This window comes from Devosia sp. SD17-2 (assembly GCF_029201565.1).
In the GTDB taxonomy this organism is placed as follows: domain Bacteria; phylum Pseudomonadota; class Alphaproteobacteria; order Rhizobiales; family Devosiaceae; genus Devosia.
Window position 1 is genome coordinate 1,059,440 of the sequence record NZ_CP104002.1, and the last position, 11,720, is coordinate 1,071,159.

Annotated in this window: 12 protein-coding genes; 3 read left to right on the forward strand and 9 right to left on the reverse strand. The window is 61.9% G+C overall.

Annotated elements, in window-relative coordinates:
* Positions 1–64: 64 nt before the first annotated feature.
* Positions 65–1,318 carry a glycosyltransferase family 4 protein gene (locus tag NYQ88_RS05230; RefSeq protein WP_275653898.1) on the forward strand — a complete coding sequence of 418 codons (1,254 nt, stop codon included), beginning with the start codon at positions 65–67 and terminating at the stop codon, positions 1,316–1,318.
* The gene (locus tag NYQ88_RS05235; protein ID WP_275653899.1) at positions 1,315–2,292 is read left to right on the forward strand and encodes a glycosyltransferase family A protein; all 978 of its coding nucleotides are present in this window, start codon (positions 1,315–1,317) and stop codon (positions 2,290–2,292) included. Before NYQ88_RS05230 ends, NYQ88_RS05235 begins: the two co-directional genes overlap by 4 nt.
* Here NYQ88_RS05235 and NYQ88_RS05240 read toward each other — a convergent pair.
* The 9 genes from NYQ88_RS05240 to murQ form a co-directional block, all read right to left on the reverse strand.
* The gene (locus NYQ88_RS05240; protein WP_275653900.1) at positions 2,289–2,714 is read right to left on the reverse strand and encodes a GNAT family N-acetyltransferase; all 426 of its coding nucleotides are present in this window, start codon (positions 2,712–2,714) and stop codon (positions 2,289–2,291) included. The genes NYQ88_RS05235 and NYQ88_RS05240 overlap by 4 nt on opposite strands.
* Positions 2,711–3,619, reverse strand: coding sequence for an ATP-binding cassette domain-containing protein (locus NYQ88_RS05245; RefSeq protein WP_275653901.1), 909 nt, complete (start codon positions 3,617–3,619; stop codon positions 2,711–2,713). Before NYQ88_RS05245 ends, NYQ88_RS05240 begins: the two co-directional genes overlap by 4 nt.
* Positions 3,616–4,434 carry an ABC transporter ATP-binding protein gene (locus NYQ88_RS05250; RefSeq protein WP_275653902.1) on the reverse strand — a complete coding sequence of 273 codons (819 nt, stop codon included), beginning with the start codon at positions 4,432–4,434 and terminating at the stop codon, positions 3,616–3,618. The genes NYQ88_RS05245 and NYQ88_RS05250 overlap by 4 nt, the downstream gene beginning before the upstream one ends.
* Complete coding sequence (locus NYQ88_RS05255) at positions 4,431–5,318, reverse strand: ABC transporter permease (protein WP_275653903.1); 888 nt, start codon at positions 5,316–5,318, stop codon at positions 4,431–4,433. The genes NYQ88_RS05250 and NYQ88_RS05255 overlap by 4 nt, the downstream gene beginning before the upstream one ends.
* A gap of 3 nt (positions 5,319–5,321) precedes the next feature.
* Positions 5,322–6,299, reverse strand: a complete 978-nt coding sequence (locus NYQ88_RS05260) for an ABC transporter permease (protein ID WP_275653904.1) — start codon at positions 6,297–6,299, stop codon at positions 5,322–5,324.
* Positions 6,300–6,404: 105 nt separating this feature from the next.
* Positions 6,405–8,063, reverse strand: a complete 1,659-nt coding sequence (locus tag NYQ88_RS05265) for an ABC transporter substrate-binding protein (RefSeq protein ID WP_275653905.1) — start codon at positions 8,061–8,063, stop codon at positions 6,405–6,407.
* A 27-nt stretch (positions 8,064–8,090) separates the two neighbouring features.
* The gene (locus tag NYQ88_RS05270) at positions 8,091–9,116 is read right to left on the reverse strand and encodes a glycoside hydrolase family 3 N-terminal domain-containing protein (protein WP_275653906.1); all 1,026 of its coding nucleotides are present in this window, start codon (positions 9,114–9,116) and stop codon (positions 8,091–8,093) included.
* Between the two features lie 2 nt (positions 9,117–9,118).
* A complete protein-coding gene (locus tag NYQ88_RS05275; protein WP_275653907.1) occupies positions 9,119–9,610 on the reverse strand; it encodes a GNAT family N-acetyltransferase in 492 nt (163 codons plus the stop codon).
* A gap of 2 nt (positions 9,611–9,612) precedes the next feature.
* Positions 9,613–10,545 (reverse strand): N-acetylmuramic acid 6-phosphate etherase, encoded by a 933-nt coding sequence (gene murQ / locus NYQ88_RS05280; RefSeq protein WP_275653908.1) that lies wholly within the window; start codon positions 10,543–10,545, stop codon positions 9,613–9,615.
* Positions 10,546–10,798: 253 nt separating this feature from the next.
* Here murQ and NYQ88_RS05285 point away from each other — a divergent pair, with 253 nt between their 5' ends.
* Entirely contained in the window at positions 10,799–11,647 is an 849-nt protein-coding gene (locus NYQ88_RS05285) for a MurR/RpiR family transcriptional regulator (protein WP_275653909.1), read from the forward strand.
* The last annotated feature ends 73 nt before the right edge of the window (positions 11,648–11,720 follow it).

The window sequence follows — 11,720 nt, forward strand, 5'->3', positions numbered from 1 at the left end:
GTGTTGATACCCGCCAACGCCTTCTCTTCCTAAGTTTGATCGCAATGCTCAGGGCCGAAAAGACATGAAGATTATCGTTGCGCCGCATGAGTTGATAATTGGCGGGAGTCAGATCAACGCCATTGATCTGGCCGCTGCTGTTGCCGCCAAAGGCAATGAGGTCATCATCTACGGCACGGATGGCCCGCTGGTGCCGTATATTCGGGAGCGTGGGCTCAGATATGTGAAAGCGCGGCCGTTCCGCTATCGGCCCGCGCCGCCAAAGGTGGCGCAGCTCATGTCGCTGGCGCGGCGGGAGAAGGCCGATCTCATTCACACCTATGAATGGCCGCCTTGCCTTGACGCCTATCTGGGGGCGGGGCTTTTTGGTCGGGTGCCGGTGCTGGCGACCATTCTGGACATGACCCTTTCGCCCTTCGTGCCGCCATCGCTGCCGCTGATCATGGGCACGGCCGAACTGGCCGAAGCGGGGCGCAAGGCCCGGCCCGGGCCAGTCTGGGCGATTGAGCCACCGATCGATATCGAGCGGGACAATCCAGGAATCGACGGCTCGGCGTTCCGACAGCGGCTGGCGCTCGGGGCGGGAGAATTGCTGGCTGTGATCGTGTCTCGGCTGGCCGTCGATCTCAAGCTCGATTCCCTCGTGCGCGCCATCGACGCAATTGATGCTGTGGCCGGCCGTTATCCGGTTCGTTTGGCCTTTGTGGGTGGTGGGCCGGCGCATGAGGCGCTGCTCAAGCGGGCGCGATCGGTAAATGCGCGGCATGGGCGAGAGGTGGTGTGCCTTCTCGGGGAAGATAGCGATCCACGCTCTGCATATGCGGCGGCCGATATCGTGCTGGGGATGGGAAGTTCAGCGTTGCGCGCCCTGTCCATCGGGCGGTCGCTGATCGTCCAGGGGGAGGGAGGATTTTCCCGGGTGTTTGACGAGACCTCTGCCCCGCTGTTCCTTTATCAAGGGTTTTACGGCATCGGCGATGGACGGGGGGATCCGCTTTCCGACCAGATCATGCGCCTGCTTGACGATGCCCAGTTGCGTGTCGCTCTGGGGCGGATGGGGCGAAGGATCGTGGAAGAAAAGTTCAGCCTCGAGCACCTCAGCGGACGGCTTTTGGACGTTTATGAAACGGTGGTCCGTCAGGGGCATGTGTCACGGCTGACGGAGGTGGCCGGTGTTCTCGGCAAGGCGTTCGGCCGCGAGTTCGACAATCATGTGCCGCGAAACAAGCAGCACAAGCACCGCGTCGAGACGGCAAAGCTCTCTGCGGCTGCCGGCGGCGCGTGGCCGCCGACCGATGTAGAAATGATGACGCAATGACCGAGGGGCAGGAATTTGCGGTGTCGTCGGGGGCGGTGCCGAGCGTGTCGGTCATCATCCCGACCTACAACCGCTCGAAGACGCTGGGCGACGCCATGGCGAGCGTTCTGTCGCAATCCGTCGCCGACCTTGAACTCATTGTTGTCGATGATGGATCGCAGGAAGACGTCGAGCCGATTGTGATGGGTTTTGGCGATCCGCGGGTACGGTTTTTCAGGCGCAGCAAGAATGGTGGCGCGGGTGCGGCGCGGAACTCGGGCCTTGCGCTAGCGCAGGGGCGGTTCATCGCCTTTCATGACAGTGACGACCTGTGGCTGCCCGGAAAGCTCGCGCGGCAGATGGAGTTGCTGAATTCTCTGGGCCCGGCCTATGGCGCCGTGACCGCCCCAAAAATTCTCTACGGTCGAGACGAGAATTATGTCTTTGGGCCGGGGAAGTCGGCGGTCGCGCCAGATCCGGCGAGCAAGCTGATGCCGGGTGGCGATACCGTCCGGCATCTCTTCGCCGAGAACCGCGTCAGCCTGCAGAACACCCTGTTTCGCCGCGACTGCTATCCCGGGAACGTCTGGTTCGATCCGCTGGCGCGGGCCAATGAGGACTGGGAATTCGCGGTGCGCTTTGCCCAGCATGCCGATATCCATGAGGACACGGTGCCGGTGGTGCTGGGGTTCATGTCCGCGGACAGCATTTCGCGCAACAAGCGGCGGGAATGCACGGGACTGATCCGCATTCTCAAGAAGAACAGGGCCGTGTTGGCGAACTATCCCCGACAGCACGCTGGCTTGAGGCTCGACCTTGCCCGACACATGTTCAAATTCGGCAAGAGGCGGCTGGCAATGGCGTTTCTCGCTAGTGCCGTGCGGCTTTATCCAGGCATCGCCGCAAGTCTGGTGGCGATGATGGGGCGCTGGGGGAAGAGGCGCCTGTCAAAGACTTGGCAGGCGGTGGCTTCACCGCGCCGTCGCCAGGCCTAGAGTTGCTTTTGCAGGAAACTGCGGGTGCGGCCCTTGGGGAAGTCGTGCAGTTCGCCAAAAATGGTATAGCCGGCGCGTTGGTAAGTCTTGAGGGCGATGGGGCTGAAGGTGTCGATATGGGCGCCGTGGCAGCCGCGGGTTCGAGCTTCGGCCTCGGCCGCTTCAAGGAGGCGCGGGGCCCAGCCTTGACCGCGAAGCCCCTCTGAGACGAACAGCCACTGGATATAGAGCCAGCCCCAGGCGGTGAAGCCCGAGAGGCCGCCGGCAAAGGCACCCGTTTCGTCGGTCAGGGTAATGACCAGCGGACGGCGATCCGCTTCGCCGGCATCAGCCGCGTTAAAAGCGGCAAGACTATCGCCGATGGCCGCCAGCTCGTCGCTGGTCGGCGTTTCGGTTAGGTTGAGGGTAACAGTCATTGTCATGCTTCGGGCATTGGCCGGATGAAGTGATTTTCCGACACCTGCCGAATTTCTGATTGGGGCAGGGCGGAGCGATGGCGGATCATTTCCACCTGGCCCAGTTCCTCCGATGTTTCGGAGAAGCGGCGGTCGGGATCGGGCACCGCCGAGAGCAGAAGACGCGTGTAGGGGTGCTGCGGGTTTTCGAGCACCCTGTCTGTAGCGCCCCATTCAACGATCTGACCGGCATACATGACCATGATGTCTTCGGCCACATAGCGGGCCGTGGCGATGTCATGGGTAATGTAAAGGAGGGCGAGGCCAAGCTCGGCCTTCATGTCGTTGAGCAGGTTGAGGATGCCGAGACGCACCGAGACGTCGAGCATGGACGTCGGTTCGTCGGCGACGATGACCTGCGGATTGACTGCGAGGGCACGGGCAATCGAGATGCGCTGGCGCTGGCCGCCCGAGAGCTCATGGGGGTATTTCGGCATGACGATGGCTGGATCGAGCTTGACCCGGGTCAAGAGCTCTTCGATCGCAGCCTGGCGCTGGTCGGCGGAAAGGCCCTTCTGATGCAGACGCAGGGGCCGCTCGAGGTGATAGCGGATGGTGTGCGTCGGATTAAGCGAGGCGAAGGGGTCCTGGAACACCATCTGCACTGAGGACCGATAGGCCTTCACAGCTTTCGCGTCAGCTTTTCCGAGGGGCGCGCCCTTGAACATCAGCTGACCGTGATCGGGCACATATTCGCGCATGATGAGCCGCGCGGCGGTGGTTTTGCCCGAGCCGCTTTCGCCGACGAGCGCAAGCGTGCGGCCGGAGTGGAGCGCGAAGGACACGTCGCGGGCGGCATAGACGAGCTTGTCCTTGCCACCGAAAATCTTCGAGACATTGTCGAGGGCGAGGATGGGCGCAGACTGGCTCATGAATTGGCCTCGCGGGAAATCTGGGTGCCGTGCAGCTTGGGCATGGAGGCCCAGAGGCGGCGCGTATAATCGTGCTGAGGCGACCGGTAAATGGTCTGGGCGTCGTTGACCTCCACCAGATTGCCTTCGAGCATGATGCCGATACGGTCGGACACCTGCACCATGAGCGAGAGGTCGTGGGTGATGAACAGCACGGCGAAGCCGAGCTGCTTGCGCAGTATGTCGATGCGCTGGAGAATCTCGCGCTGCACCACGACGTCGAGCGCGGTGGTGGGCTCGTCCATGATCAAGAGCTTGGGATTGAGCGCCAGGCAAATGGCGATGACGATGCGCTGGCGCATGCCGCCCGAGCACTGGTGGGGGTAGGCGGAGAGACGGTCGGGGGAAATGTCGACGAGCTTGAGCAGCTCGGCAGCGCGTTCCTGGGCCTTGGCTCGGGTGATGTCGGTGTGGGTGCGCAGCACGTCGTAGAACTGCTCTTCGATGGTCAGCACCGGATTGAGCGAGTTCATGGCGCTCTGGAACACCATGGCAACTTCGCGCCAGCGGAATTTTCGCAGTTCCTGATCGTCGAGGGTGAGCACGTCGCGGCCGTCCACGAGGATTTCACTACCCTTGCGGATGAGGGCGGGCGGGCGGTGGAGGCGCGAAACGGCGAAGGCGATGGTCGACTTGCCGCAACCGGATTCGCCGGCGAGGCCGAAGAGTTCACCCGGCTGGATGTCGAAACTGACGTTCTTGACGGCCGAAAAATCCTTTTCGGCGCCGATGTAGTCAATGGTCAGATTGCGGACGGAGAGGACAGGAGTGGTCATAGCTTGCCTTCTCCGGCGTGTACCATGCGCGTCCAGCGATTGAGCATGCCGCCGGTACGCAGGCGCGGGTTGGCGATTTCGTCGATGGCAAAGTTCACCAGCGCCAGACCGAGGCCAAGGAAGGCCAGGGCAAAGCAGGGCGAGAGCAGATCCCACCAGGCGCCGACCGAGAGGGCCGAGGCGTTCTGGGCGTTATAGAGCATGATGCCCCAGGAGACGGTGTTCGGATCGCCGAGGCCGAGGAATTCAAGGGTGGCTTCAGCGATGACGGCGAAGATGACGCTGCCGATGAAATTGATGCCGACGATGGAAATCAGGTTCGGGAAAATCTCGAAGGCCATGATGCGCCAGCTCGGCTCGCCCAGCATTTCAGCGGACTTCACATAGTCGCGCTGGCGGATGGAGAGGGTTTCCGAGCGGGTGACGCGCACGCCCCAGGCCCAGGAGGTAAGGCCGAGAATGATGGCAATGACCATCGGGCTGGCCTGGCCAATGAAGGCGGCAAGCACCAGCAGCAGGGGCAAATTGGGGATGACCAGCACCATATTGGTGAAGAAGTTGATGACCTCGTCGATCACGCCGCCCTTGTAGCCGGCGATGATGCCGAGGATGGTGCCGATGATGGTGATGAGGAGGCCAGCGCCAAAGCCGACGGCAAGCGACACGCGCGCGCCGTGGATCAGGCGGGAGAAGACGTCGTGGCCAAGGCGGGTGGTGCCGAGCCAATGATCCCAGGATGGGGCCTGATGCGGACGGCCGACGCGCTTGGTCGGGCTATATTCAGTGAGGAAGGGCGCAAAGATCGCAACAAGCAGGATCAGCGTAATGATGGTCAGACCGACCACCGCCTTTTTGTTGTGCATGAGCTGGCGGAGCAGGGGCATGGCTCAGGCCTTCTTGAGGCGCGGATCGAGCAGGACATAGCTCAGATCGACGACGAAATTGGAGATGAGCATGGCGGCGGTCATGATCAGGAGCTGGCCCTGGATCACGGGATAGTCGCGCGCGAGGATGGCCTGGTAGAGCGTATTGCCGAGGCCCGGATAGTTGAACACCACCTCGATGATCAGCGAGCCCGACAGGATCGTACCGATGGCGATGGCAAGGCTCGAGACCGTCGGCAGCAGCGCGTTACGGGCGGCATACCAGAGCATGACGTTCTTGTCGGAAAGGCCCTTTGCACGGCCCATGACGATATAGTCCTCGCCGAGGAGATTGATCATGTTGTTGCGCATGGTGACGGCAAAGCCGCCCGAGAGCGCGATGACCAAGGTCACCATTGGCAGGGTGCCGTGGTAGATGACGCTCGAGATATATTCCCAGCTGAAGGCGGGATCGAGCATCGGGTCTGCTGCATAGCCATTGGGGAACCAGCGCAGGGTATAGCCGAACAGGAACAGCATGATCAGCGAGATGACCACGGCCGGCACCGAGCTGCAGAAGATCGCCAGGAGGGAAACAACCGAGTCAAAGCGCGAGCCACGGCGCCAGGCTGCCATGACACCCATGAAGGTGCCGAGCGTGAAGCTGATCAGCGTGGCAATGCCGACGAGGCCAAGCGTCCAGATCAGCGCGCGGCCGAGCAGTTCGGTGACGGGCAGGGGGAAATATTTGATCGAGCGGCCGAGATCGCCGGTGAAGACGCTCTTGAGATAGGAGAAATATTGCTCGTGGACCGGCGCGTCGATGAAGCCGAAGGTGAGCTTCAGAGCGTTGAGGTTTTCGAGGCTTAGTTCCGAGCCGGCGCTGGCGAACATGATCTGGATGGGATCACCCGGCATCAGGCGTGGCAGGAAGAAATTGATTGTGGCGGCGGCGAGGAAGGCCGCGAGGTAGAACGCCAGGCGTCGCAGCAGGAAGCCCATGTTTTTTCCTTCTCTCGTGGCTGCCTGACTGAATTCCCGGAAAGGTCCCGAAAATAGCGCGTGAAGGCAGTTGGGAGGCGCGCCGAAGCGTGCCTCCCGGGATGATTATTGAGCGGCAGGCTCGAGGTCGAGCAGCTGCAGCAGGCGCGCCGGATTGGCGTTGGACACGACCGGCGAGTACTTCGGATTTTCAGCATCCGCCCAGCCGGTGAAGCGGGTGGTGTTGTACTCGTAGAAGGACGGGCTGTTGTAGAGCGGCACGACCGGCAGGGCTTCAGCCACGATCAGCTGGATCTTGTCCATGGCCGACTTGCGGGCCTCCGGATCCTTGCTCTGCTTGTATTCGCTGAGCAGGGCCGAGACTTCCTCGCTCGACCAGTGCGGCGCGGTGAAGCGCGACTTGCCGAAGTCATCCGGGTTGTAGGAACGGATGTAGGGGAAGTAAGGGTCAGCAGCCGAAGCCAGGGCATTCAGCGTCATCGAGTATTCACCCGAGATGAGCGCAGAGGTCCACACGGCGGCTTCCGGGGTCGACATCTTCACGTTCAGGCCGGCTTCCTGCATGGTCTCCATGGAGATCTGCACGGCGTCGATCCAGTCGGTCCAGCCATTGGGAACCATGAAGTCGATGGCGATCGGAGTGCCATCGGGATTGTCGCGGAAACCGTCATTGTCTGCGTCGACATAACCGGCTTCGTCGAGGAGGGCGATACCAGCGTCGAGGTCGAACTTGGCGTACTTGCCGAACTGGGTCTCGACTTCGGGGTTGGCGAAGGCGGAGTAGAGTTCGCCGAGGCCCGAGGGATCCTCGTTAACGAGCGGGTAGCCGTAGCCGGCGATGTCAACGATGGTCTGGCGGTCGATCAGCATCGAGAGCGCGCGACGGAAGTTGACGTCGTTATAGGCCTTGCGGGCGTTCTCGTCGGGCGAGACCTGGCTCATCTGCAGCGAAACGAGGCTGGAGGGGGTGAACCAGTACTTGTGGTGCTCCGGATCCTTGGCAACGAATGTGTTGTCGATGTCCGGAATGAAGCTGGTTGCCCAGTCGAGCGTGCCTTCGGCCAGGGCAGCCAGAACCTGGGGATTGTCAGCCAGCTGCGGCATGCGCAGGCAGTCGACGGAGAGGTTGGCAGCGTCCCAATAGTGCGGGTTGGCGCACTGTTCGTAGACCTGGGGCGTGAAGCGGGTGATCTCGGTCATCGGACCGGACGCAACCGGGTTCTCGTTGGCAAAGGTCACCGGATCTTCGATCGAGGCCCAGATGTGCTCGGGCACGATCGGCATGTCGACGATGGTGTTGGCGATCAGCGAGTTGGCTTCGGTAAGGTTGAAGCGCACGGTGCGGTCGTCGACCTTTTCCACCGAGGTCAGCTGCTGGGAAACCGAGATGAAGTCCAGCGCCGGGAACTTCTTGATGTAGTCATAGGTGAAGATGATGTCGTCGGCGTCCAGCGTTTCGCCGTCGCTCCACTTGAGACCTTCACGCAGGGTGAAGGTGATCGACATCAAATCGTCGGCCAGCTCGAAGCTTTCAGCGAGGCGGTAGTGGGGTTCATTGCCCCTGAGGCGGTTGAACACGACCAGCGGCTCGTACATGAAGTGGAGCGTGGTGTAGCGGGCAGAAGTCTGACCGAACGGGTTGAAGTTGCGCACGAACGTGGTGGTCTGCTCCGAGCTTAGCGTCAGCACGTTCTGGGCAAAGGCGGGGGCCGCCATTGCCAGCACTGCGGCGGACGTTGCCGCCAGAAGTGTGAGTTTCCTCATTTCAGTCTCCTTGCTTGGTGGTTCGCCTCAGGCGACGCCACTCTCCCTGAAAATCTGTTCCACCTCGGCATGGAGTGCTTGCACGTCCACGCGGTGTGTTCCCAGCCTGCCCTCTGCGCGTGCAATGCGCTCGAGGCTTTTCTCGCTCAAGGGCCGGGCTGCTTTGCAGGCCGCCAGACTTTGAGAAAGGTCGCCCTGGCTATGAAGGGCTATATCGTAGCCGGCGTCGAGGGCTGCGGTGACCCGCTCATCCCAGCTGCCGGAAAGGGCGTCCATGGTGAGGCAATCGGTGATCAGTACGCCATCGTAGTCCAGCGTATCGCGGATCAGCTCGCAGACGCGCGGCGAGATGGAGGCCGGCAGGTCTGGATCGATCTGGGTAAAGATCAGATGGGCTACCATTGCCCAAGGCGTGTCCTTGAGACGGATGAAGGGCAGGAAGTCGGTGTCCATCATCTCCTCGACCGAGGCGCGGACAACCGGCAGGTCGTGATGCGGGTCGACGTCGACGCGGCCATAACCGGGGATGTGCTTCATGATCGGCATGGAGCCGACCTCGAGCAGGGCCTCGATCGCCACGCGACCAAATTCAGCGACGAGCTCGGGATCTGAACCCAGCGAGCGCGACGAGATGATGTCGTGGGTGCCGGAACGGGCCAGATCAACCACGGGGGTCGTGCCCGAGCCGATGTTGAGCTCACTCATCATCGAACCCATGGCCAGATGGCTCTGGCGCAGGGCGTGTTTGGCCAGTTCGCGGTCGGTCTTGGCCAGCGCGGCAAAATGGCCGAGCGGACGGAAGAGGGGCCAATTGCCATTGTCGAGGCGCTGCACGCGGCCGCCTTCCTGGTCGATATAGACCGGGGCGTCGTCGCGGCCGACGGCTTCCTTGAACTGGCTGACCAGGCGATGGATCTGGTCGTGGTTGTCCAGATTGCGCTTGAAGAGAAAAAGGCCAAACGGACTGGTCTCGCGGAAGAAAGCGATCTCGTCAGCGGAGAGCTCGTAGCCCGGCATGCCGACGAAAAGGGCGAGAGGGGTGGTCGAGGCCATGATCAGTGTTCCGCTTCGGGCTTGGGCTTGATGCGCAGCAGGCCCTGATAAATGTCTTCATTGTCCGACGGGATCGGCATGGCGCCAGCGGCTTTGACGTAGAAGTCGACAGGACCGGCCGAGCCGATAATGGCATAGGCATAGCCCTGGGCCTTCATCGCCACGAGAGTGTGATAAAAGAGCGCGAGGCCTATTCCCTTGCCGCGCTGGTCTTCGGAGACGCCGGTGGGGCCGAAGAAGCCGCGTGCCGTGGCGTCGTGGCAGGCAAAGCCGACCAGTTGCCCATCAACGGTTGCGATGAGGCATCCGGGCGGCTGGTGGGCCATGGCGGAAGAGACTTCGCTGACCCAATATTCGGAAAAGTGCTGGCGCACCCAATCCTTGATGATGTGCTGCTCGGGCGGCAGGGCGACGCGGATCGTCGCCTCAACGGCCTCGGCCTTCTGGCGCAGCTCATCCATCTTGCGGGAGTAGAGATTGACCAGGAGGTCCATGGTCAGCTCGCGATGCGCGGATGATCGGCGGCGGCGCGGCGCAGGAAGCCGTCGGCGCCGTCGAGGGCGGCACGGGCATCGGTCGCGTTCATGCCGGTGAGGGCCATGAGGATCGCCAGCTTCACATTATTGCCGGCCTCGGCGAGGTATTTTTCCGCATCCTCGGTGGAGCAGCCAGCAACGTCGGCCAGCATGCGCGTAGCGCGGGCGGCGAGCTTGGCGTTGGAGACCGAGAGGTCGACCATGAGGTTTTCATAGCTCTTTCCGATCCGGATCATGGAGGCGGTGGTGAGCATGTTCAGCACCAGCTTCTGGGCGGTACCGGATTTGAGGCGGGTCGAGCCGGTGAGGGCTTCTGGGCCGACGACGGGCGAGATGGCGATCTTTGCAATATCAGCGATTGCCGAGACGGGATTACAGGAGAGGGCGACAGTGGTCGCGCCGATCTCGTTGGCATAGTCCAGCGCGCCAATGACATATGGGGTGCGGCCGCTGACGGCGATGCCCACCAGCACGTCGCGCGCTTCGAGCTTGATGTTTTCGAGATCGCGGCGGCCCTCGGCGCGATCATCTTCTGCGCCTTCGATCGGGTGGCGCAAGGCGTGATCGCCGCCGGCGATGATGCCAACAACCATGGTGGGCGGAACGCCGAACGTGGGGGGACATTCAGAGGCGTCCAGCACGCCCAGTCGACCGCTGGTGCCCGCGCCGGTGTAGATCAGGCGACCGCCGGCCTTGAAGGCTTCGACGATGCAGTCCACTGCTTCTGCGATCTGCGGCAGCACCGCGTTGACAGCGCCGGCGACCTTGGCGTCTTCGGCATTCATTGCGGCCAGAATTTCGCTGGTCGACATGAGATCGATCTGCAGCGTGTCTGGATTGCGCGACTCGGAGACCAGGTGTTCCAGTTCCGCGATCAGGGTGCTTTTTGCCATCGTGCCATCACTCTTGGGGTAGGGTGATGCTATGAACGAATATTCCGCCTGTCAACGAAACTTGGAATATTGTATTCCGGATTGAACAGGGATGTGTGTAGAGTGGTGGAAAACCGGCGCATGTCCGGTGGCGCACTTTGCGGCGCGGGGGAGGTCGCCCCAGTAGTCGTCCGTGTGGGCTTTCGAGTCTTCTGACCGGACTATGGCGCCCGGGGTAACGGCGTGCTGCGCCGCATCAGTGATGGAAACTACTATGTCGGTTCTCAAACTGCTCGAGGCGCAGAAGGCGTCGATGACCCTGGCGGATCGGGAGATCGCCGAGTTTATCCTCGCGGACCCCGGCCGGATGCTGGACCTGTCTTCGGCTGCGCTGGCGGAGGCGACCGGACGCAGCCAGTCGAGCGTTGTCAAATTCAGCCAGAAGCTGGGCTATTCCGGCTACCAGCAGCTCAAGATGGCCGTCACCACGGCCCGCGCCCGGGAGTGGCACGCGCCCAGTGGGGTGATCCACGGATCGATCGACAGCAGCGACAGCCAGATGACCGTGGTGCAGAAGCTGGTGAGCAGCAAGCTGCAGTCGATGCGCGAAACAGCGGCGGCCAATAGCGAAGACACGATCAACGCTGCGCTCGAAAAGCTGGTCGGAGCCCGCAAGCTGTTGCTGGCCGGGGTGGGCGCGTCTTCGCTCGTGGCCGAGGATTTTTCCTACAAGCTGCTCAAGCTGGGGCGGATGGTTCTGCTCAACAGCGACAATCACATCCAGATCTCCAATGCGTCGGCCTTGACGGAAGGCGACGCGCTGATGGCCCTGTCCTATTCAGGACGGAGCGTGGAAACACTGCGCATTGCCGAATTGGCCAAGGCGCGGGGCGCCACGGTGATCTCGGTCACGGGGTTGCAGTCCAATCCGCTCGCCGATGTCGCCGACATCAAGCTTTTTACGGTAGCCGACGAGGACCGGGTGCGCTCTTCGGCGATCACTGCGCGGGACGCGCAGCTGATGCTGATGGACATGCTGTTCATCCTGCTGCTGCGCCATCAGGCCGACGCCAACGATTTTATTCACAACAGCGAAACGGCCGTGACGGTGCTCAAGGCCTGAGCGGGCAGTACAATTTCTCCACGGCGTGAATTTGTAATATTCTATTCTTGACACTTCCGCAGTTTGGAATTCA